We start from the raw sequence: 22,646 nt of genomic DNA, 5'->3' as shown, positions 1-22,646 counted from the left end.
TATTATTCATAACGAAGGGAATCAATTGGGTCTAATCTTGAGGCTTTGTTCGCTGGTAATAAACCAAATACAATCCCAATAAACATGGAAAAGACGACGGCTCCTAAAACGACCTGCCATGAGATTAACGATGGCCAGTCTGCAAAAAAGGAGACAAGATAAGCTGTACCAGATCCTAGCAATATACCAATGATTCCTCCAATTAACGTTAAAATAATGGATTCGACGAGGAACTGAAGCAAGATTTGTTGCCTTGTCGCTCCTAAAGACTTGCGAATTCCAATCTCACGCGTTCGCTCCGTTACAGAAACGAGCATAATGTTCATCACACCAATGCCACCTACAAGAAGCGAAATTCCAGCAATACTTCCAATTATGGTTGTCATAATGGTCGTTACCTGCCCAATTCCTTGCGCAATTTCTTCCATATTAATAACTTGATAAGAATCATCTGTATCGTGTAGCTGATTTAATAATAACGTTGCACGGTCTCCAATCGGTTGAATATCATCAGCGTTCTCGACTTGAAGTGTCACCTGACTGTAGTTACTCGTTCCGAGCATATTTCGCATTGCCGTCCAAGGAATGTACGTTTCTACTGAACCGAACGCAAAAAGCCCTGTTGGTTTCTCAAGCACCCCAATCACTTCAACAGGCTGAACACCAATTCGAATGATTTTTCCAATTGGTGATTTACCTTCGAATAATTCTTCCTGCATCGCTGCACTTACAACGGCTACTCTTCGACCACCGAGAAAATCAGCACTTGTAAAAGAACGTCCTTCTTCTACTTTTAGTTGGTTCACATCTAAATAAGCTTCATTGATACCTGTAATTGAAGTTTCGGCTTCTTCTTCTCGAAGTCGAGCGGTAGAAAATTCAGAGGAAGAGGCCACAACATTCGAGACCTTTTCCACTCCCTCTAACTGACGGATATCCTCCTGTGTAAAGGGATTATCTTCCCATTTCCCCTGCTGCATTTCTTCTTCAGAAGGCTGGTAAAATACTTCAATCGTGTTTCCATCACCGGCTATTTGAGACTTAAGCATCGCCTCTCCGCCCTGCCCAATAGCAACAACGACAATCACGGCAGCAACTCCGATGATAATGCCAAGCATCGTTAAGATGGAACGCATCTTATGGGCTTTGACTGACGTCAAAGCCATTTTGATATTTTCCCAAAGACTCACGTTGTATGCCCCCTGTTCGCAAGAGGATTCTGCCCTAGCAAACCGTCCCGCACGTAGATCACACGGTTTGCATACTCGGCTACTTCTGGTTCATGTGTGACGACAACAATCGTCGTTCCTTCTTTATTAAGCTGAACGAACAAATCCATGATCGCAACGCTAGTAGTCGTATCAAGGGCTCCTGTAGGCTCATCAGCAAGAATAAGAGACGGATCATTCACAAGTGCTCTTGCAATAGCGACACGCTGTTTCTGGCCGCCTGAGAGTTCATTTGGAAGGTGTTCGACTCGATCCTGTAGTCCGACCTTCGTCAAAGCATCTCTAGCGCGCTCTTCTCGTTCTTTTTTCGAAGCACCAGCATAAACCATAGGAAGTTCCACATTTTTGAGCGCTGTTAGTCTTGGTAATAATTGAAACTGTTGAAACACGAAACCAATGGATTGATTTCGAACTTTCGCTAGCTCCTGATCTTTATGTTTCGACACATCTTCTTCATTTAAGAAATAAGATCCAGTTGTTGGGCGATCAAGGCAACCAATTATATTCATTAAGGTTGATTTACCTGATCCAGACGGGCCCATAATGGCAACAAATTCACCACTATTAATTTCCAAACTAATTCCTCTAAGAACATTGACCGATTCCTTACCAAGGGTATAGCTTTTTGTAATCTCATCAAGTTGGATCATTTTACGGTCACTTCCATATTGTCTTTAAGCTTATCCGGCGGATTGATGATAACTTGTTCTTCCGTCGAGATCCCTTTCGTAATTTCAATCCGCTTCGTTGTAGAAGAACCTGTTTCAATTTCGCGTTTCACAGCTTTGCCTTTCTCCACAATAAAGACAAATGATTCTTCCCCATCTTGCTGAACCGCTTCAAATGGAAGTGTTAATGCTTCATGCGATTCCGTTTCAATTTCAAGAATCATCTGGAACCCTGGGTTTAAATTCAACTCTTCTGGCTTCTTTAATGTAACCGTAACCGGATATTGAACAGCAGAAGCGTTTGATTCAGCACCCGATGCTTCCGGTAAATAGCCTACATCCATTACTTCCGCTTCCCATTTTTCGTCAGGTAGCACATCTGTTGTAATCGTAACTTTTTGACCTGATTCAATGTTCAACGTATCGTATTCAGAAAGCGTTCCTTCGACGATAAGGTTTTCCATGCTTCCAATTCGCAAAAGAGGCTTTTCCATTTGAGTCGACTGCGGTGCGTTTGCATCATTGGCTTCTAACACAACACCGCTAATGTCACTTGTTACTTCAAGTTCGCTTATTTTCTGCTTCAAACGATCTTGCTGCAATAATGCCTGACGTAAGTCAAGATTCGCCATCCGCTTATCCATTTTCACTTGATCAAGCTCTGCTTCCATCGTTTCTGCTGCTTCTTCTCCAGCTTTATCAGCTAAGTCGCTTTTTTTCTCGTTTAAACGCTTTTCTTGTTTATCAAGTGAATTGATTCGTAGATATAGCGACTCGATGTTAATATCGTTCTGCTCTTTCTCCATTTCTAAATCCTGATTCTCGTATGTAAGTACTGAATCTCCTTTTTTTACGGAGTCTCCTTCTTTAACAAGAACCTCCTTCACTTCACCCTTAGCAGGATCCTGATAAAGGGTGCTTTCATCAGCCATTGCTAACGTTCCAGGAGTCATAACTGTGGAATTTATTTCTTCCTTTATAGCTTTTTCAGCTTCAACAGTAGCCGTGCTATCCGCATAAGTCCGATAAATGTTCACACCTACTACAATAACAATGACTAAAACAACAGCGATTGCAATCCAAATCTTCTTTTTCATTGCTTATATTCCTGACATATTATTCGTTACACCAGTGATTACGGCGCCGCCAATTGTAAAAACAAAAAGGATAATAGCGATTGTCCATACGAGTCCTTTGGGCCATTTAGCAGTAATGCGAAGACCTAGAGCCGTCAGTATAATCGTCCAGATTCCAAAGATCTCAATACCATTCAGAAATCCACCTAGAAATCCATCTCCACTTACTAAACTACCAAGACTTGTGTAGAGCTTATCAACTGTGCCTCCGACAATAGCAATAATAAGTCCATTAAGAACAGCACCTATTGCTCCAATAAACCCAATATACGTATTCATCGAGAAGAATTGTTTGAACGTAGCTTCTGAGCTTGTTGCTTTATTAATCAACCAAAGAATAAAGCTACCAACGAGGATGGATAATACCGGACCAACGCCAACCGACACGATTGTAATGATTTTAGTAAATAAAATAAGACCGTCAACATTTTCTCCCTGTAAATCCCCTGTAGCGAACTGCTCTTCGAATCCTGGCCCAAGTATCATCAACCACCCGCCGATCAGTGATAATACCGTAACAACGAGTAAGGGCAACCATACTTTAGGAGCTTGTCGGATATGGCTTAACTGTTCTCCAGGACTCCAAATCATTCCAAGTAGTGATGGCTTTGCTACATTTCCTTTTTCTTCATAATCTTCGTTCATTATGTACACAACCTTTCAAAATAATGTCATCTCTTTCTACGACTCTAACAGAAAAAGGTTCCATTATTTTTGAAAAATAGTTATTTTTTCTAAAAGGCGTCACGTTAAAAACACAAAAAAAGCTGATTATTTCATTTTGAAATAATCAGCCTCCAGCTACACTGATAGCCGCTCTCTTTATGAACAAAGTTCACCTAAGAGTTACATGCCCTAATGGCTCTACAACGCACAACGTTACGTCTAGCTATAGTGCAAACGCAGCTTCATGATGTAATCGACATCACCAAATTCGAGAGATTCTAAGATCTCTTCTTCTGAGAATCCAGTAGCGGTCGCGATCGTCCTAATGTACGGTTTCTTCTCAAACTTTAAGCATCGTTCCCTGGCTTTCTGTGTCTGGTAAAGGACTTGCGAATAGCGATTGTTAAAGATCATTCGCTTCACTGATTTCTCCTTTCACACCCATTATGCATGCTCGCAACGCTATGGTTGAGTGCCATGGGCATGTAACCTTCTATACCCCGGGATCAAAGAAAAGAAACAGATTTTGTGCACTGATCAGCGCCAAGAGTTCTCTCCCTCGTCGTCTTCAAAAATGGCTTCGTGGTTTCGCATGCTACCATACAAATAAAATAATAGGAAGAAAACAAATAGGAAGCTAGCTTTTTTCATTCAGGATTACCTCATAGACACAAAACGACTGTGCCTCTTTCTATCCTTTTATTTTAACGAAATAAGAAAACAAAATGATGAAAAATCGATGTGAATTCTATATGAAAAAGACGCTCAGCTAAGAGCGTCTTCTTCTTGATGAAGCATTGACTTGATCATATAGTGATAGCGATCGATGATTTGTTTCTTTGTAAGAGGAAGAATACGGACAAAGTCTTCCACGACTTCCTTATCAGAACGGAGCCACGCATGATAAGAGCGTTTGACGTATCGTTCTGCATCCTCAAAGTGTTCGAAGTCGTTCTTTTCAACCTCGCCGCGGCACATGATTTCCCACTGATCATTTCGACTAGGACGAATGTAGATGATTTTCCCTTCATGATTCTCATAGAAAGAGCCACTTTCACTGTTTCGCTCATTGAGCTTATTCCGTTCAGGATCTTTACGAAGTGGCTTAAGAGCGAATGATGGCGCTACAAAAATACCAAACGTGTCTTCATTCATTTCACAACCTGAAGCTTTAGGGTGGCCTCCGCCTCCATAACGTGAAGCAAATTCAGAGACATCTGCTTCATCATGAATCGTTCGAAAACCAAGTCGTCGGCTTCCATCATTGATGATCGTAATGAAATCAAGATGTGGATTTCGCTTATTTAACTCATTACCAAGTTCTGAATGATACGATTCAGCATGAACAAGACCGATACAGTATTCATCCACTTCCATTTGAACGAGCTGACGATTTTTCTGATGAATGTAACGCTCGATTTTCCGCTCCTCTAGATCAAGAATCATTTCTTCTGATTCATTGAAAGCAAAGGAATCGGGATCTCGCGTTAAACGCCTCAGCATCTCGGATTTAAATGTTTCTCTTCCCATAATAGAAAATAGATCATTCAATCGTTTCGCATCGACCTCATTATCCTCTTCCCATTCCCAAGTATCGTACTTTCGTACAAGCTCAAGAAACTGTTCTAACGATTCCAAGCGCTCAATTTTCTCTTTCTCCAACAGAAACTGATAAAAAAGTGTTGCGGCACACGTTTTTTTATCTTCACCTGGATCAACAAAACCCCATTCGTAATCGTTAAAATGCATCGCTGTAGCATGATGATCGATCATTTGGACATGACTTCCTTTTTGATAACGCTCCTCCAAATGTTTTTCAACATGCTCATTCACAGATAAATCAGTAATGAACACCGGATCTCCGCTGTTTTGTAGAAGAAATGATTCTACCCTGTCATCTAAATTACGATATGTACAATGTGTGATCTCAGCTTCATTCTCAAATGCCAACTCGGCAATAAGAGCACAGGCCGTTCCATCAAGATCACTATCCGTAAATAATTTAATCATGAGCAACTCCTCCTATTCGATGTTAGTATGTACGCCATTTCAAAATTCATGAATATACGAATCATTGAAAAAAGCGAGCGAATGCCCGCTTCCTTCCTACAATTTTTCAATTATACAGGTCTTTCGCAATCCCTGTCCAATATAAAAGAACAAAATCCATTTACACGTGAATGAGTCATTTATCGAAGGATTAACACTATTATCTAATATTGCTTTAATAGCATCCCCGTTCTTAGCTAGTTTTAGCGTTTAGGATTCATTTGTTTTAACTTGATACTTTTCTCGCAAGCGGAACTTTTGTATTTTGCCGCTAGCATTTCGCGGAAGTTCTTCTAAGAATAAATATTTCCGAGGGCGCTTATAGTCAGCAAGGTTTGGACTTTCTTTACAATAACGATCGAGTTCTGCCTCTGTTAACCCTTCCGCTTTCTTCACAATAATAGCGGTGACGATCTCTCCCCACTTCTCATCTGGCTGCCCTAGTACCGCCACATCTAAAACTCCTTCATGACCATGGAGAACATCTTCCACCTCTCTCGGATAGACGTTTTCCCCACCAGAAATAATCATATCATCCACCCGATCCGAAACGTAAAGGTAGCTATCTTCATCCATATAGCCGAGATCTCCTGAATGATACCACCCTTTATACATCGCTTCATTCGATGCATCAGGGCGATTAAAATATCCCATCATCATACATGGTCCTTTTACAATAATTTCACCTACTTCTCCAGGGGGAAGCACGTCATCAGGTTCTGAAGGACCTCGTTCATTTGGACGAACAACCCTTACTTCATGGTTTAAGGCTGCTCTTCCTGCAGAACCTACTTTTGTTAACTGTTCGTGCTCATCAAGAAATGTTACAGCTGGGCCCATTTCAGTCATCCCGTAAGCTTGAATTAAATGAATACCAAGCTTTTCTTTTACCGAAACGACAAGAGAAGGCGCCATTGGGGCAGCACCATAAAGCCCTACCCTTAAACTACTTCGATCATATTTACCGTAATCTTCTTGAAGAATCATATTCCACATCGTTGGAGCCGCAAAGAAAACTGAAATTTTCTCGTTTTGAATGACTTCAAGTACTTTCTTCGGTTCGAATTGATGAACAATAACATTTGCTGCACCAAAGTGTACTCTCGGTAAAAAGTTACAGTGCAATTCTGCACAGTGGAACATTGGCGCTGCCACAAGTCCCCGGTCGGCTTGTGTAAGCTTTAAAGAGGCTCCACATAAGATGCTTTGCTCTAACATATTACGATGGCGATGCATGACACCTTTAGGTCTACCAGTCGTTCCACTCGTATACATAATCGCATACGTATCGTTCTCATCTACTTCAGCTACTGGCTCTTGATCATGCGAAAGACGAACATGTTTCTCGTAGCTCTCGGCGTATGAGGGTTCATGATCATCGATTGACCAGAAAGAAACATTCGGATACTGAGACTGTATCTCTGAAACAATCGGTTCGAGAGCACGTTCAAATAGGAATATTGATGGCTTCGCATCTTCAATAATGTAAGCGATCTCATTAGATTTCAATCTAAAATTAATTGGATTAATGACAGCTCCTATTTTCGCACTAGCAAAATAAAGCGTAGCTAATTCCACAGTGTTAAATAAAAAGGTCGATACCCGATCTCCCTTTTTAACTCCTGCATCTAATAAAGCATTAGCGAGGCGATTCACTTCACTATTCCATTCCTTATACGTCCATCTTATATTTCGATCTACATCAACTAGCGCTTCTTTCTTACCATACTTTTTTACCGTTTGAAGGAATAAAGAACCGATGGTTATATACATTTAGAAACCTCCACATCTTTCTTCTCTTATATTTGGTTTGCGTATGTATAGTTCCATTTTCACAGAGATAATCCCTTCTTTTTCGTCTGAATACTTAATTAATTCAGGCGTGTTTATTGAATAAACAATCATACTTTTAAGTATAGGAAAGCACAAAAAAATACCGGAATGTCCGGTATTTAAATGCGATCACTTATATCATCCTGCTTCCATTTATTCATCATAGGAACCGAATGTCGACTTATCATCGCAACAAGTTTCTCAGGGTTTTCTTCTGTAAGCAACGGCTCCATATATTGCTTATGAAGAAAGCCTTCCTCTACCATGTGCTCAAGCATGAGATAAAAGCGTTCATAATAGCCTTTTGTATTCAGGAGTCCAATCGGTTTATTATGATATTCAAGCTGATACCAGGTGAATATCTCCGTTAATTCTTCAAGGGTTCCAATTCCACCAGGTAACGCTATGAAAGCATCTCCTAACTCATACATCTTGGCTTTACGTTCATGCATTGTATCGACTATAACTAAGTTCGATAGCTCTATGTGAGTCACATTATCATATATTTTACGAGGAATGATCCCTGTCACTTTGCCTCCAGCTTTTAAAACCGATCTTGCTAGCGCCCCCATTAGCCCGACATTTCCCCCACCGTAAACCACTTCAATATCCTTCTCTGCAAGCTCCTTGCCAAGCTGCTCAACGGCTTCAAAATAGTGGTTATCAACATTCTCACTAGATCCACAAAAAACAGTCATCCGTTTCAGTTCATTCAATTTTAGATCCTCCCCCCATCATTTCAATTAGACAAATAAGAATTTAGTTATAAGCTTTTCTTCATATTAATATTAGTTGTTTTAAATCCTAATCGCTCATAAAGGCGAATTGCTTTTGTATTATGACCAAAAACATGAAGCGAAAGTCCTTCAATGTCTTTTTCCATTAACAATACTTCCAGTGCCTTTATGGCTTCAGTTCCAAAGCCTCTACCTTGCTTATCTTCATTTACTGCAAACTCATAGATAAATGCTTCCTTTGCTTCGTTATCCTCCTTTACCCATAAGATTCCTACCTTTTCCTCTATAGCTGCATTTACAATGGTATACAGGAAATGATCTTCGGTATGCCTTCCTTTAGGCAATAATCGTTCAAATTCCTGCTTAGACTTTTCATACGCTTCTTCTTCTTTCCAGTTTCCTGCCGAAGCTTTTTCTGCTGCATAACTATCAATCGAAACTTCAAGAAATTGTTTATAATCATAATCATTCATTGGTTGTAATACTATCAAACACCGACATCTCCTTTCTATCTCTTTTTATCTTACTATTAAATATGTTTGAAAAATAGTGTAAATTCGACCATAAAAAAACACCGATATCCATCGGCATTTTTTTATGTTTCCATGTTCTATTGTGCTTTAGCTTCTGCAAGATCATTTAGAACCTTGCCTATTTTATCATGAATAACAAGGTCAGCGGCCTTGTCATACCCTGTTTCCTCCTGATTAACAATAACTAACTTAGCACCGTTACGTTTCGCTTCCATCGGGAATACGTTCGCGGGTGATACTTCTAGTGAAGATCCTAGAACGATAAATAGATCAGCCTTCTTCGCTTCCACTTTCGCCTGATGAATCGCGTTCATTGGAAGTGGTTCACCAAATAATACAATGCCAGGTCTGTTCAATCCCCCGCAGTGGCAGACAAAATCATCATTCATGTATCTTTCACTTGAAGCTTTTTCTCCACATTCATCACAATAAATCGATCGCAATGAGCCATGCATTTCCGCAACGTTTTGACTACCGGCCAACTGATGAAACCCATCAACGTTTTGAGTCAGAATACAACCAAGCTTTCCGCTTCGTTCCCAATCAGCAAGATGATAGTAACCACTATGAGGAGAAGCTTCGTTTAGCTTTTGTATTCGTTGCTTATAGAATCGAACAAATAAATCTCGTTCGTATTTCATCGCATCTCTGCTTGCAAATTGAAGCGGGTCTACCTCATTCCACATTCCATCGAGTGCAGATCGAAAGTCAGGCAAACCGCTTTCTGTACTCATCCCTGCCCCTGTTAAAACAACAGTATGTTTGGATTTATTAAATAGTTCCGTAAGCATAGAATCACCAGCTTTCATTTATCCAATAGTTAACCATTCACATATTTTCCGCTTTCTAAACCACTTGTCCCGTTTTTTGTTATCTAATCGTAAGGTCGTTTTATCTTTTTTTACAATTTAATATGGATGAGTGGGGTTATCAACCTTGATAAAAACTGCCCTTCACATAATGTGAGGGCAGTTTCACTTAAGACATATTCACTAAATCGGCTAGTGCTCGCTTTAATGTTGAGTATGTGTTGGCCTGACCAAAATTTGTTTCTAGCTTTACGACTGATAAGGCTATTTCTGGTTTGATTCCACTAATTCTCGCTTCCACTCCAACAAGCTTAAGAGCTTCAATAATTTGAAAGAGCTGTTGAATGACAAATGTATCAACGATGGGAACCCCTGAGAGATCGATTACAAAATAATTAAGATTGAGATTCACGGATTGATGAAGAGATTCCTCCATGATTAACTTCGCCCGGTATGTATCAATCGTTCCAATCAAAGGTAGAACGGCAACGCCATCCATAATAGGCACGACTGGTGCTGACAATTCAAGAATCTCTTTACGAGACTGCTCAAGTAAATTTGTTTGATAGTCAACATAAGGAATACTAAAGTAATAAACGACCAAATTCATTGTATAATCTAGCTTTGAAATCATTTCATAAAGCTCTTCAATGCCCATGCCTTGCTCAATCGCATATTCCTTCAATACTTCACCTATAAAATTGCGATAATGAGGCACCTCACTTAACATCGCATCAAGCGTTGTTCCGATTCTTGCACACTCTTCCCCAGTCTCAATACCCCACTCTTTAATCTTCTGCTCACTCTCAACGTCATCAAGCGCTAACGCTTTAGCATAGACGGTGACCAATTCAATACGCATTGGGAGCAGTTCATTAGATAGACTCTCCAATTGATCTGGGAATTTTTTATTTTGCTCTACTGTAATTAAATGTGCAATTTCCTCTTTACGATCGAGGATTTTTTCACTTGCGGATTGCAACCTTACCGTCATCTTTCATCCCCACTTATCCATAATATCCTATATGCTAAATCATTTTATAACGGCGGAGGGTAAAAGTAAAGATTGAGCGACCGACACCTGAGTTAATGAATGAGGATAGTGACATATTGAATTCTTTACGGTTTATGTTAATCAATTCAATGAGTCAAATTAGTATATGCAAAAAAGAAAAAAGACGATAAGGAAATCCTTATCGCCTCAAATCTCTATTTTGTAGCAGGTGCAGTTGAATCTGTAGGTTCAGAACCTGCTTTCTTTTCTTTTCGTTTTTCTTTTTTAGGCTTTGGATCTTTCGCCACTAAATATTTCTCTTTCTTTAAAGCTTTATAGAAGGACACGGTCATTAATATCATAATAATGGAGAACGGCAATGCTGCGAGAATCAATACATTCTGCAACGCCTGTAATCCACCAGTGTATAGAAGTACCGCAGCCATAGCTGATTGTGTAACCCCCCACGTTAGCTTCACGCTTGTACCAGGATTTAAGGAACCGTAAGTTGTTTGCATTCCAAGAACAAACGTTGCGGAGTCAGCTGAAGTAATAAAGAATGTACCGATTAGGGTTATCGCTATAATTGATAAAATAAGCCCTAGAGGGTAATTCTGGAACATACCGAAGAGAGATTCCTCTGTTGCTAGAGACGCAATATCAGCAATTCCCTGCTGTTGAATGTTGATACCCGAAATCCCAAATGTTGAGAACCATAGGAAGCCAACAATCGAAGGAACAAGAAGTACAGTTACGAGAAATTCTCGGATCGTTCTTCCTCTTGATACGCGGGCTATAAAGATCCCTACGAATGGTGACCATGAAATCCACCAGGCCCAATAGAAAATTGTCCAGTTATTAATCCATTCACGGTTCTCTGGATTTAATGGCGCAATACGGAAGCTCATTGCCATTAAATTGGTTAGATAAGAACCGATTGTATCTGTAAACATATTCAGAATATAAACAGTAGGTCCTAGAATGAACATCGCTAGGAAAAGAACTCCTGCTAATCCTATATTCGCATTACTTAAGTATTTGATTCCTTTTCCGATCCCTGACCAGGCTGAAATCATGAATAGTACCGTAACGACGCCGATAATAATCAGCTGTGTACTAAAGCTATTTGGTACATCTGTTAGGAACGATAAACCACCGTTAATTTGAACGGCACCAAATCCTAATGTTGTCGCAACACCAACGATTGTTGCAAAAACCGCTAGCGTATCAATAACTTTACCAAAAAGACCATTCACGCGCTCACCAAAAATTGGATATAAAGTCGCACTAATTAAGCCGGGACGATCATGTCTAAATTTAAAGTATGCAAGAACTAACGCCACAATGGCATAAATTGCCCAGGCATGAATACCCCAGTGGAAAAATGAATACTGCAAAGCTTCCTTAATGGCAGCGGGTGAACCAGTTTCTGCCGTAGGCGCATTAACAGCGTAATGGGACATCGGTTCCGCTGTACCCCAGAAAACCAGTCCAATACCCATACCAGCACTAAATAGCATGGCAAACCAGCTTAACCTTGTAAATTCAGGCTTCTCGTCGGGCTTTCCTAGCTTAATTTTCCCGTACGGTGTGAAAATAATAAACACACAAAAAATAACTAACAGTGTTACAAGAATTAGATAATACCACCCAAACTTATTCGAAATAAATGTTTGGGCACTCGCCGTCAACGACTGTAATGTGTCTGGAGAGATCGCTCCCCAAGCAACCATTAATAAACTTATAATGAGCGTGCTCCAAAACACGGAGGATACTTTTCCTCTCATACACTTCACCTCTACTTAAAATAATTTTCTTTTCCTATAGCTTAAGAATTAGTACCTTTTTACCTATATCTACATATACCACTATAAAAAATGTCGAAACACCGAATTTTGAATCTAAACTAACTCATTTTCGAGATTTTTCAATTAACGTTGCATTTTATAAGGATTTTAAATAAAAAACCGACTTGAAAATTTATTTTTTCTGCTTTCGACTGTTTGCCTTCTTCGTTTTAACACTCTTCGTTCCTGGCTGTTTTTTTATCCACTTCAAATAACGACGAATTCGATCGTCTTCTTTGAGCTGTGGAATGGTATTGAGCCTAATAGCAAGCTCCTTGTTCGTATAAAGAGCATGGATTTGCTTATGACAAGGCACACATAGCCAGGCGGTTGGTTTGAAAGAACCGCCTTCTTCTTTAGGGGTTAAATGGTGAAGCGTGCATTTGGTAACCGTTCTTCCACATAATTCACACACCTCCATCTAAACACCCCTCTGTAAGGTATTGTTTGTTACTTTGATAAGAGCTATTCAAACTACATAAATGCCTTAAGTTCTAGCGATTAGATGCTCAGAATATCTTTTATTTCATCTTCAGATAGACTAGAGATCATCGTTTCTCCAGGTTGGATAACTTTCTCTATGAGTTCTTTTTTCTTTTGCTGAAGCTCATAAATTTTCTCTTCAATGGTACCCTGGGTAATTAACCTCATAACTTGAACAACTTTTTTCTGTCCGATTCGGTGAGCTCGTCCCGCAGCCTGTTCCTCAACAGCTGGATTCCACCACAGATCATACAAAATAACCGTATCGGCGCCAGTTAAATTTAAACCTGTTCCTCCTGCTTTCAATGAGATAAGAAAAATTTCATTCTCACCATCATTGAATCGCTCGGTCATTTCAACTCGATCTTTCGAAGGCGTCTGACCATCCAAATAGAAAGCGGAATAGCCTAAATCCGTTAGCTTTTGATGAATGATCTTTAACATGCTCGAGAATTGCGAAAAGATCAGGAGACGTTTCTTGTTTTCGATTGATGTCGTAACAATATCTAAAAGCTGCTCAAGTTTACCCGATTGACCCTGGTAATTTTCAACGAATAAAGACGGATGGCAGCATAGCTGCCTTAAACGAGTAAGGCCAGCCAGTATTTTCATGCGATTTTTTTGGAAACCATCTCCAGCAAGGCTTTCTTTAGTTTCCTGCTGAATACGGTGCAAGTAGCCAATGTACAGTTCTTTTTGCTGTTTTGTTAGCTCTGATACTTGAACCGTCTCAATCTTATCAGGAAGCTCTTTAAGTACATCCTTCTTCACACGTCTTAGAATAAATGGCTTGACCATTCTCGAAATTCGCTCATGTGGTAAATTTCTGAACGTGGATTGATCCGGGAAGAATCCAGGCATAATCGAGTGAAAAAGTGCCCATAGTTCATCAAGTGAATTCTCAATTGGAGTTCCGCTGAGTGCAAACCGCTTCTTAGCACTTAACTGTCTCACAGCTTGTGAGGTCTTTGTGGCAGGATTCTTAATTGCCTGAGCCTCATCAAGAATAACGGAATCAAATTGAATGGTTTCATAATGGGCAATATCCTGCCTGAGCGTCGGATATGAAGTTATCCAAACATCTGGCTGAAGCCCTTGACTTAGAAGCTCTTTCCGCTCATTTGGCGTACCAGTATTCACTTCAATCTGAAGTCCAGGAGCAAATTTCTCAAACTCCTTTTTCCAGTTATAAATAAGTGATGCTGGTGCGACAACTAGCGCCATCGCTTCTGGATTATCTTTTTTCTCAGACAGCAAGTAGGCAATGCTTTGCAATGTCTTACCTAGTCCCATGTCATCTGCAAGAATCCCACCCAACTGATAATGGGCAAGTGCTTTTAGCCATTGATAGCCCGTCATTTGGTACGAGCGAAGATCAGCTTCTAGCCCTGTAGGAAGATCAAACTGAAGGTCTTCTGGGTGCTTTAAACGAGAGATAAGGTCTCGGAAAGCCTTGCTATAACGTGAAGCGTGCTTTCCACCGCTCATTCTTTCGTCGAGCTGGAGTCCTCTATAGAGTGGCAGATGAAGCTCTCCTCTTTCGATATCTTTTTCTTTTATATTCAGGTCGTCGAATAGCTGACTAACATGTTGAAAATCTTCATTTTCAATTGAAACGAAGGCACCATTCGCAAGGCGATAATAGCGATCTTTTTCGATCACGGCTTTAAGAATATGAGAGATTTCTTCTTCATCCAATCCCTTCATGTCAAAGCTTACATCAAGCCAATTTCCACTATGATCCATATCTACTGATGTTACTGGAGCCGATGATTCATCCAATAACCAACCCCGTGCAGATTCTGTTAGAAACACATCAGCAAGGTCATTTAGTTCTGGGATCGTCCAGTAAAGAAAGTCAAATATCACCGCTTCATCTTCTGCATATAGCTCTTTACCGTTGAATTTTAGTGATGCTTGTTCAATAAGAGACATAATCGTTTGTTCCTTTTCACTGTCTCTTAAGACAATGCCTCCCTGGTCATTTACGATCCGGGAATCATCTTTAAAAGGATTGATCACATCTTCGCCATATTCATATTCAACGTTAACTAGAAGTCGCTGTCCTTCTGCATTTACATAGACTCTCGCACGCAAATCAGGGTTAATGATTTTTTCATTGATCTGTTCAGAGATCGTTACATCCCCAAGCTTTTTGAGACCTGGAACGACCTGAGAAAGGAATGGTTCAATCTGTGTTTGAGAAATGGATAAGTCACTTTTTCTAGCCGCACTTCGAAAATGAGACAGATCCCTTAATAAGGACTGCTGTTTTTTCGACAGTTTGTAAAGCTTCTCATCATGAAATAACCATCCATAAGTAGGAAAATAAGCGGCACTTTGAAACCCATTTAACTGTAGTACGTAATCATCATCCCGCTGTTCAATTTCAAACGAAAATGGTAACCCACCATCAAAAAGCTCGGTCTCTTCATAAAGCGTCCGATTGTATTCAAACCGAATCAATCGATTTTGCTTTAAAAACTCTGAAAGAAACTCGTTCGCTGTCAGTGGGGGTAAAATCAATTCACGGTTTTCAGTAAAACGCCCCCAGTTATCAGGTAAATCCAAATAAACCTTCTCATTCCTTCTTATTGCGAGTAGAAGTTGAATAAAAGGCTCATCGAGTTCATGAAACGTATGTTCATCTGGTTCATAACTGAACTTTTTCGTAAACAAATAAGATTGCTCATCAAGAACCGCATCTAGAAATGCGCGAATATCTTTCACGACATATAAACGGTTTATCCCCACTTTAAGTTCAAGTGTCCACGGAGAATCCCCTTGAGATTTACGAAGCGTTGGGTAAGAGCTCGCTTTCAATGTAAACTCAATCTTCAACTGATCCGATCTCAATCTTGAGCGATTCGCTTCGGGTTGATAATCACTTAATACTTGAATGAGCTGATTTGTTTCACTGTAGCTTCGTGGTGATTGAGGTACCTGTGATGGTTTTTCCTTTTCACTTTCTTCCGGCCCCTTCTCGCTGATTGCAATAAGCACAGCAGCAAGATGCTTACAAGTGCCATATGTTTCAAATGCTTGACACTCACAAGACCCAAACCAGTTATCACCAAGTAGCTCAATTAACACGCCATATTCAGAACTTCCGTTTACATAAGCTCGATAAGACTGATCTTCTTTATCATATGTAAGCTCAGATACGCGCCCATTCTGAAAATAGGTGAGACCTCTTTGATAGAAGCTCACTGGAAAACGTTCTTTTATTTCACTTTTAGTAAACATAGAAAAATGCTTCATATCCACATCACATCAATTCCAATGGTAGTAGTAACCTTCATTATACAATTTTCCACATCTTCTTCAAAATATTGCGCGACCCAAAAGAGCATAATAGCATATTTTTCCCTGAATTCAAAATGAGACTTCTAATTTAGGCCGTTTGGACATGTATTAAAGAAAGAGGAATTCCTTATTTCAAGGTTACATTCGTTACGATTAATGATCTCTAGATGTTTGGCTCATTCGAGTGAACCCTTCACTTCATTCGAATAAATCAACTATCTATCCACTCCAACAGCCTGCTCAAAAGTATTTATCCTGAATCAGAATACATAGATAAAAGGAGATTGCTCGCCATGCTAGAAATTGCTATTGCTCACATTATCTTGGGCTTATCAATTGCTGCTCCGCTCGGTCCAATAAACATTGAAATCATGAAGCGAGGAATTCATAAAGGGTTCTGGTCTTCTCTCTTCGTAGGAGCAGGTGGAATGAGTGCAGACCTTGTACTCATGTATTTGATGTACTTCGGTATTGCAACTTTTGTTAAGCTGACTATTGTCCAAATTAGTTTAATGATTCTCGGAGCCATTATCTTAACGATTTCAGGGATTCAAGGCTTTCGATCTCAAGTAAGTCTTGATGAAGACGAGGACAAAGAAAGAACGGGTTTATTTCATTCCTACGCAACCGGTTTTATGATCGCTGCATTTAATCCAATGAACCTTCTTTTCTGGCTCGGTATTTACGGATCAGTGCTTAGCGTTTCACTGCAACAACCAGACAAATGGCAGGCCTTTTTCTTATCTGCACTCGTTTTCATTGGGATCGGCCTTTGGAATGTCAATCTTTGTATGACCGTCCACTTCGGAAAATCACTAATGAAACCTCGAACGCTCCGCGCGATTAGTGTAACCGCCAGTCTCGTATTATTATTTTTTGGTTTACGGTTCGGCTACCTTGCAGCTGAAATGATTTTCGTTGCTTCAAAATAGGATTGGCTATGCAGCCAATCCTATTACGTCTTCATTTTGACTACGAATGTTTTTGAAGAAGCATTCTCGTTACAATGATGCGTTTACGTAAAATAAACATAAGCTGCAATGCCTGCTATAGCGAGAACGCTTACAAGAAGATAAATAGCGGAAATGGTAACCGTTGTATTCTTCGCTTTCTTCCCATACCCAGGATCACTTTTTCCGGCAACCATTAGCGTACCAATTAAAATAATAACAAGAAAAATAACAATAAGCGTTGTTGCAATTGTGATCATCCCCATCCCTCCCTACCTTCATCATACACTGTCTCCTTTCTGTAATAAACCTGCAAAAGTGTGACACATTTGTTATGATAGAAAACATGTGCGTTTTCGCACAAAAAATAAGAAAGAAAAAGGAGAGTATCTATGAGGAGAGGAATCTTAGTCCTAGTCATTGCAGCACTTTCAATTCTAGCAGCTTGTGGATCTGGAGAAAGTGAAGAGTCGAAAGGAACGGTTACGTTTGGATTAAACAACTGGGCTGAAAATATCGCCGTTTCAAATATGTGGAAAGTGATACTTGAAGAAAAAGGATACGACATTGAACTAAAATCAATGGAAAAGTCACCAGTTTGGGCTGGTATTTCACAGGGCGACCTTGATGTAGCAGCAGAGGTTTGGCTACCTACGACTGATAAGCCACTATATGAAGAGTACAAAGAAGATGTTGAGATGCAAGAAACATGGTATGAGGGTACTGGTCTTGGCCTCGTTGTCCCTTCGTATATGGATATCAATAGTATAGAAGAACTGAACGACAAAAAAAGCGAACTTGGATTAGAGCAAATTGTTGGAATTGATCCGGGCGCTAGCTTGATGGAAATGAGCAGAACGGCTGTTGATGAATATGAATTAAATTATGACCTTGTCGATAGCTCTGGTCCAGCGATGATGAGTGAGCTTAAGAAAGCTTATGAAGACGAAGAACCTATTATTGTCACGCTGTGGAATCCTCACTGGGCTTTTGCAGAATATGACTTAAAGTACCTGGAAGATCCCCAAAATGTCTTTGGTGAAGCGGACGATATTTACTTTATGACAAGAACAGATTTCAGTGACGATCACCCTGAAATCGTTAAGTGGATGAACAATTGGAAGATGGATGATGATTCACTCGGTAGTCTAATGGCAACGATTAAGAATGCTGACGACACCGAAACAGGCGCAAAGCAGTGGGTTGAAGAGAACGAAGAGCTTGTCTCTCAATGGACTGAATAACGGCCTGAACTCATCTTCGAATTCTTTATCTATTAGCTCTCATGAATGGCTTTATTTTTTAGTTCATTTGTTTGACTAACCAATATGAAAAGGAACCCGAATGGGTTCCTTTTCGTTATTTGACGTTATATTTAAGAATGTGTCAAATCATTTTCTGCAACAACTTTGCCAATCGTCTTTCCTGATTCAAGTCGTGCATGAGCGTCACCGATTGTAGTAAAAGTAAAGCTTTGTTCATCCAAAACCGGCTTTAATATGCCGTGATCTACCATATGCGCAACGCGGTTTAGAATGTCTCCGTGATGCTCTCTTCCTTCATTCGTTAACATCGGAACGAGCATTAAAACACCATGGTACGAAGCACTTTTCACATAAAGTTGTGTCATATCGTGTTCACCACTGCCAACAATACAGGCAACGTCTCCGCCATTTTTCACTGCTTGAAATGACTTTTCCATGTTATCTCCGCCTACTGTATCAAAAACAGCATCGAAACCTTTTCCATCTGTATAGTGATTAACATATTCTTCGACAGACGTTTCTTTATAATTGATCGCGTAATCAGCACCGAGTTCTTGACCCATCTTCATTTTCTCATTCGTTGAAGCTGTCGTATAGACGATGGCACCTAGTGATTTAGCAATCTGAATAGCGATGTGCCCAACGCCGCCTGTCGCACCGTGAATAAGAACATTTTGTCCTGGCTTTACATTGATTCGATCAATGAGCGCTTCCCACGCCGTGATAGATACGAGCGGCAATGCGGCAGCTTCTTTCATAGATAAACGCGCTGGTTTCTTAGCTACAAGCTTTTGATCAACAATCATTTGTTCACAGAGTGCTCCGTCGAGACCTTTTACCCCGCCCGCACAAGCATATACCTCGTCACCTTTTTTAAACGCGCTTCCTTCATATGCTTCCTCCACAATGCCAGCTACATCTCCATGTAGAACGGCTGGAAATGCTGGAGCAAACGCTTCTGCTTGACCAGATCGTATTTTCATATCCACTGGATTAACGCTTGTTGCTTTCACGTTAATTCTCACTTCACCAGCTTTTAATTCTCTTGATGAGAGCTCTTCTATACGAAAATTTGATGGTGCTCCAAATTCGTTAATCACAACTGCTTTCATGACTAAACACCCTTCCTGGATCTAATTCAGATTACCTTGTTCATTCTTCTGCGTTTCCCCGATATCTTTCTAAACAAACAGGTATTTCATTCAGAATTTATGACCAAACTCATTATACAGCCGGTCATTATCTTTTCATAATAAAAGGTGCTGTCAGATGACCGGCTTATCAATGCAAGTCATTGAAGTGGCCCTTCTCACTAGTTTGAGAAGGGCTTCTTCACGTTCATTTGGATATGGTTAGTAAGCTGGATGTATCTTGATTACGAAATCCTATTGATGATGTTATTTACCTCTGAGACGCTATCTCGAATTATTTCCTCCGCGGATTTCGAAGTACTCAACCGTGGGTTTTGCCCCGACCACAATGACATCCATTCAGGATGATTTTGCTCAGCTGCTTGTTTACGAATCTCTTTTGTTAAAGTGTTTAACACTGGGTAACCAGGCAACATTGGTAAGTTAGATTCAGTCATTTCGGTCATAAAATCATTTTTTATACCACGAGCAGACTTCCCACTAAATACGGGTGTGATCATTGTTTGTTCTTCCGTGCTCGTTAATATCGCTTGTTTGTGAAGAGGGTGAGCCCCACTTTCTTGACACGTCACAAATGCTGTACCCATCTGAACAGCTCCAGCTCCAAGAACAAGCATACTGAGAATTCCTCGTCCATCCATGATTCCACCAGCCGCTATAACAGGAATATTTATGACATCAACTGTTTGTGGGATAAGAGAGGAAATACCGACAAGAGACGAATCAACTTCACTTTCAAAAGTGCCGCGATGTCCACCCGCTTCTGCCCCTTGCATCACCACAAGATCCATTCCGCTTTCTTCATTGATAATGGCTTCATTTACCGTCGTTGCCGTTCCGATAAGGATAATTCCTTTACGGTTTAGTTGCTGGACATCCTCTTTTGAAGGAATTCCAAAAGTAAAGCTACATACAGGTACATCTTCCTCTATTAAAATCTTAAGCTTTTCTTTGTATTCTTTTTTTAAAACCGAAAAAGGCTTCTCTTTATAACTATAGTCTTCTATACCAAGTTTTGTAGCATAGCGCTGAAGCACCTGCTTCGTGTGCTCCACCACTTCATTGGAGGAGTGATCCTCCTCAGGAATAAACAAGTTAACAGCAAAAGCCCTTGACGTGAACTGTTTAATGTCTTTTATCGCGACCCTCATTTGATCAGGTGTCATGTACCCAGCCCCTAAGCTGCCTAAGCCTCCCGTATTCGATACAGAAGCAACTAATTGAGGTGTTGTCACCCCTCCGGCCATTCCCGCCTGTACGATCGGGTATTCGATGTTTAATATGGAAGTTACGAGAGTTTCATTCCACAAGACTACCATCTTCCTTTCTATTTCTTCCTTTGCCCTTTCAAATACTTCTTTATAAAAAGAATGACTCCTTCCAATTACGCTGAGGCATTTATATTGCAATTCGATTGATCTACCGCTATGATAATGTTAACCAAATATACATAAATGGTTAACATTATTGTCGCAGGGGGGAATGAGTCTTGAAAGAAAACGCTTATTTGCCTGAGGAATGGCATGTTGTCGTGGAACAAGCAATGGAAGCTTATGTCACTAAAGAAGAATTCCAAGCATTCTTAATAGAATATAGCCTACAAAAAGCGTGTATCAAAAGCCAGGAGTAAATTCTCCTGGCTTTTTAGTTGCAAAGAACGAAGCTATATAACTGGATATTTTAGAATAGCCTGAGGCCCTGAGCGCCCGTTCTTTTTCTTATTAGTATGAATAAACCCCGCTCCTAAATAAATCTTCTTAGCTGCTTCATTGTCTTCATTAACCCCAAGAACGATTTCATGACAATTAGGAAAATGCCTTTTTACAAACTGTTCTAGCAGCTGTAAAGAGGCTTTCGCAATCCCTCTTCCTTGCTCAGGTCGATTGATTGAATACGCTCTTAACAGAACGGCCTTAGTATTATCTGAATACGAGAAGGTATCATCCCCACGATCTAGAACGAAAAAGCCAACTGGCTGATCCTTTTCCATAATAACCACAGGAAAGCGATCATGATCGATCTGGCATTTCTCATATGCAGTGACTGGCATCGACGTGAAAGCGAGCTGCCTTTCATCTAGAGTGAATGATTTCAATGCACTAATATGATCCTTTTCAGCTTTCACAAGATAGATGTTTTCTTCTTTAACCCTCACATGAAAGACTCCTCTCCAACCTAACTCTTTTGTTCATTATTACTCGTCAACTAAGAGAATTCAATATGACAGTAAGATAAAGAAGCGCTCCTAATTATAGGAGCGCTTCTTTCATTGCTTTTCACGTCTAGCAAAATCAACAAATCTAAATTTATCAAGCCGGTGCCTTGATTCAGTATACTCAATTAATGTGGTGTCATTTAGATAAACGTAGTTTCGAACCACGACAACATGATTGTAATCATGCAAATCCAGGTAGAGACGATCCTCTTCATCCGCCTCTTCCACTACAATTTCCTTTTTAGCATAGCTTACGACAAGGCCAAGGTCATTCTCTAAATAATCATAGATCGAATTCTCACAAATTGTTTTTGTGAGCTCTGGAACAAATTCTACTGGAAAATAATCGCGATCAAGTATAATTTTCTCTCCATCTATTTCACGAGCTCTTACAACATGCCATACTTGTGCATTGTCTTTTAGCTCCAACTGCTCACTAACCCATTTCGACGGAAGTTTTTTTTCTAGATCATGAACGATAGTACGAGAAGAGCGATTCATTTTTTGAGAGATTTCCTTAAAGCTCACAAGACCAGAAACCGGAAATTCATAACGGTTAAGGTCGAGAACGACAGATCCTCGCGCTTTAATTTTCTGAATCAAACCATTTTGAGAAAGCAAATTAAGAGCTTTACGAATCGTCTCTCGCGATGTTCCGTACGCTTCCGCTAACTCGTGTTCTGAAGGTAATTTAGTATTCGGTTGATAGGTACCATTTTGTATATTCAGAGAGAGATCATTATATATTTGCTGGTACTTGGTTTGCTTCATAGAC

22 protein-coding genes are annotated in these 22,646 nt (G+C 40.1%); 3 read left to right on the top strand and 19 right to left on the bottom strand.

The window, feature by feature from the left end; all coding sequences use genetic code 11:
• Nucleotides 1–2: 2 nt before the first annotated feature.
• The 14 genes from AC0VYJ_RS07850 to AC0VYJ_RS07785 all read right to left on the bottom strand — a co-directional run bounded on the left by AC0VYJ_RS07850 (nucleotide 3) and on the right by AC0VYJ_RS07785 (nucleotide 16,245).
• Nucleotides 3–1,190 (bottom strand): ABC transporter permease, encoded by a 1,188-nt coding sequence (locus AC0VYJ_RS07850; RefSeq protein WP_475367095.1) that lies wholly within the window; start codon nucleotides 1,188–1,190, stop codon nucleotides 3–5.
• A complete protein-coding gene (locus tag AC0VYJ_RS07845; protein ID WP_430242295.1) occupies nucleotides 1,187–1,879 on the bottom strand; it encodes an ABC transporter ATP-binding protein in 693 nt (230 codons plus the stop codon). The genes AC0VYJ_RS07850 and AC0VYJ_RS07845 overlap by 4 nt, the downstream gene beginning before the upstream one ends.
• Nucleotides 1,876–2,994 (bottom strand): efflux RND transporter periplasmic adaptor subunit, encoded by a 1,119-nt coding sequence (locus tag AC0VYJ_RS07840; protein ID WP_475367094.1) that lies wholly within the window; start codon nucleotides 2,992–2,994, stop codon nucleotides 1,876–1,878. The genes AC0VYJ_RS07845 and AC0VYJ_RS07840 overlap by 4 nt, the downstream gene beginning before the upstream one ends.
• A 3-nt stretch (nucleotides 2,995–2,997) precedes the next feature.
• The gene (gene yknW / locus AC0VYJ_RS07835) at nucleotides 2,998–3,678 is read right to left on the bottom strand and encodes a YknW family membrane protein (RefSeq protein ID WP_475367093.1); all 681 of its coding nucleotides are present in this window, start codon (nucleotides 3,676–3,678) and stop codon (nucleotides 2,998–3,000) included.
• Between the two features lie 240 nt (nucleotides 3,679–3,918).
• Nucleotides 3,919–4,122 (bottom strand): hypothetical protein, encoded by a 204-nt coding sequence (locus AC0VYJ_RS07830; RefSeq protein WP_430242300.1) that lies wholly within the window; start codon nucleotides 4,120–4,122, stop codon nucleotides 3,919–3,921.
• A 342-nt stretch (nucleotides 4,123–4,464) separates the two neighbouring features.
• Nucleotides 4,465–5,709 carry a DHH family phosphoesterase gene (locus AC0VYJ_RS07825; protein ID WP_475367092.1) on the bottom strand — a complete coding sequence of 415 codons (1,245 nt, stop codon included), beginning with the start codon at nucleotides 5,707–5,709 and terminating at the stop codon, nucleotides 4,465–4,467.
• A 249-nt stretch (nucleotides 5,710–5,958) separates the two neighbouring features.
• Entirely contained in the window at nucleotides 5,959–7,521 is a 1,563-nt protein-coding gene (locus AC0VYJ_RS07820) for a fatty acid--CoA ligase (protein WP_475367091.1), read from the bottom strand.
• Between the two features lie 179 nt (nucleotides 7,522–7,700).
• Nucleotides 7,701–8,297: an LOG family protein gene (locus tag AC0VYJ_RS07815; protein ID WP_430242306.1), complete on the bottom strand. Its 597-nt coding sequence runs from the start codon at nucleotides 8,295–8,297 to the stop codon at nucleotides 7,701–7,703.
• Nucleotides 8,298–8,344: 47 nt separating this feature from the next.
• Nucleotides 8,345–8,809, bottom strand: a complete 465-nt coding sequence (locus tag AC0VYJ_RS07810; protein ID WP_430242308.1) for a GNAT family N-acetyltransferase — start codon at nucleotides 8,807–8,809, stop codon at nucleotides 8,345–8,347.
• Nucleotides 8,810–8,928: 119 nt separating this feature from the next.
• On the bottom strand, nucleotides 8,929–9,642 hold the full coding sequence (locus AC0VYJ_RS07805; protein WP_475367090.1) for an NAD-dependent deacylase: 714 nt from the start codon (nucleotides 9,640–9,642) through the stop codon (nucleotides 8,929–8,931).
• A 187-nt stretch (nucleotides 9,643–9,829) separates the two neighbouring features.
• Nucleotides 9,830–10,654, bottom strand: coding sequence for an STAS domain-containing protein (locus tag AC0VYJ_RS07800; protein ID WP_475367089.1), 825 nt, complete (start codon nucleotides 10,652–10,654; stop codon nucleotides 9,830–9,832).
• A 215-nt stretch (nucleotides 10,655–10,869) separates the two neighbouring features.
• Entirely contained in the window at nucleotides 10,870–12,441 is a 1,572-nt protein-coding gene (locus tag AC0VYJ_RS07795; protein ID WP_475367088.1) for a glycine betaine uptake BCCT transporter, read from the bottom strand.
• A gap of 193 nt (nucleotides 12,442–12,634) precedes the next feature.
• Complete coding sequence (locus AC0VYJ_RS07790; RefSeq protein ID WP_430242314.1) at nucleotides 12,635–12,922, bottom strand: HNH endonuclease; 288 nt, start codon at nucleotides 12,920–12,922, stop codon at nucleotides 12,635–12,637.
• An 80-nt stretch (nucleotides 12,923–13,002) separates the two neighbouring features.
• Nucleotides 13,003–16,245, bottom strand: a complete 3,243-nt coding sequence (locus AC0VYJ_RS07785) for a DEAD/DEAH box helicase (RefSeq protein WP_475367087.1) — start codon at nucleotides 16,243–16,245, stop codon at nucleotides 13,003–13,005.
• A gap of 338 nt (nucleotides 16,246–16,583) precedes the next feature.
• On the opposite strand from AC0VYJ_RS07785, the gene AC0VYJ_RS07780 reads away from it, so the two are divergent.
• Nucleotides 16,584–17,222: a LysE family translocator gene (locus AC0VYJ_RS07780; protein WP_475367086.1), complete on the top strand. Its 639-nt coding sequence runs from the start codon at nucleotides 16,584–16,586 to the stop codon at nucleotides 17,220–17,222.
• Between the two features lie 83 nt (nucleotides 17,223–17,305).
• Here AC0VYJ_RS07780 and AC0VYJ_RS07775 read toward each other — a convergent pair whose 3' ends face one another.
• A complete protein-coding gene (locus AC0VYJ_RS07775) occupies nucleotides 17,306–17,500 on the bottom strand; it encodes a hypothetical protein (RefSeq protein WP_194221031.1) in 195 nt (64 codons plus the stop codon).
• A gap of 132 nt (nucleotides 17,501–17,632) precedes the next feature.
• Here AC0VYJ_RS07775 and AC0VYJ_RS07770 point away from each other — a divergent pair, with 132 nt between their 5' ends.
• Nucleotides 17,633–18,484 carry a glycine betaine ABC transporter substrate-binding protein gene (locus AC0VYJ_RS07770; protein ID WP_475367085.1) on the top strand — a complete coding sequence of 284 codons (852 nt, stop codon included), beginning with the start codon at nucleotides 17,633–17,635 and terminating at the stop codon, nucleotides 18,482–18,484.
• Nucleotides 18,485–18,615: 131 nt separating this feature from the next.
• Here AC0VYJ_RS07770 and AC0VYJ_RS07765 read toward each other — a convergent pair whose 3' ends face one another.
• Both AC0VYJ_RS07765 and AC0VYJ_RS07760 read right to left on the bottom strand, forming a co-directional pair.
• Nucleotides 18,616–19,617 (bottom strand): zinc-dependent alcohol dehydrogenase family protein, encoded by a 1,002-nt coding sequence (locus AC0VYJ_RS07765; RefSeq protein ID WP_475367084.1) that lies wholly within the window; start codon nucleotides 19,615–19,617, stop codon nucleotides 18,616–18,618.
• A 263-nt stretch (nucleotides 19,618–19,880) separates the two neighbouring features.
• Nucleotides 19,881–20,975: an NAD(P)H-dependent flavin oxidoreductase gene (locus AC0VYJ_RS07760; RefSeq protein ID WP_475367083.1), complete on the bottom strand. Its 1,095-nt coding sequence runs from the start codon at nucleotides 20,973–20,975 to the stop codon at nucleotides 19,881–19,883.
• Nucleotides 20,976–21,145: 170 nt separating this feature from the next.
• Between AC0VYJ_RS07760 and AC0VYJ_RS07755 the strand changes: the two genes are divergently transcribed.
• Complete coding sequence (locus tag AC0VYJ_RS07755) at nucleotides 21,146–21,286, top strand: hypothetical protein (protein ID WP_430242327.1); 141 nt, start codon at nucleotides 21,146–21,148, stop codon at nucleotides 21,284–21,286.
• A 33-nt stretch (nucleotides 21,287–21,319) separates the two neighbouring features.
• Here the strand turns inward: AC0VYJ_RS07755 and AC0VYJ_RS07750 are convergent, their stop codons facing one another.
• Together AC0VYJ_RS07750 and treR are read right to left on the bottom strand one after the other, a co-directional pair.
• Complete coding sequence (locus AC0VYJ_RS07750) at nucleotides 21,320–21,811, bottom strand: GNAT family N-acetyltransferase (RefSeq protein WP_475367082.1); 492 nt, start codon at nucleotides 21,809–21,811, stop codon at nucleotides 21,320–21,322.
• Nucleotides 21,812–21,922: 111 nt separating this feature from the next.
• Nucleotides 21,923–22,642 (bottom strand): trehalose operon repressor, encoded by a 720-nt coding sequence (gene treR, locus AC0VYJ_RS07745; RefSeq protein ID WP_303535999.1) that lies wholly within the window; start codon nucleotides 22,640–22,642, stop codon nucleotides 21,923–21,925.
• Nucleotides 22,643–22,646 lie beyond the last annotated feature (4 nt).

It is taken from the genome of Anaerobacillus sp. 63XJN7_5_ISO-PGPR-S23-430 (assembly GCF_056173695.1).
Note: the sequence above shows the minus strand (reverse complement) of the source record. Positions and strands in the feature narration are given on the sequence as shown.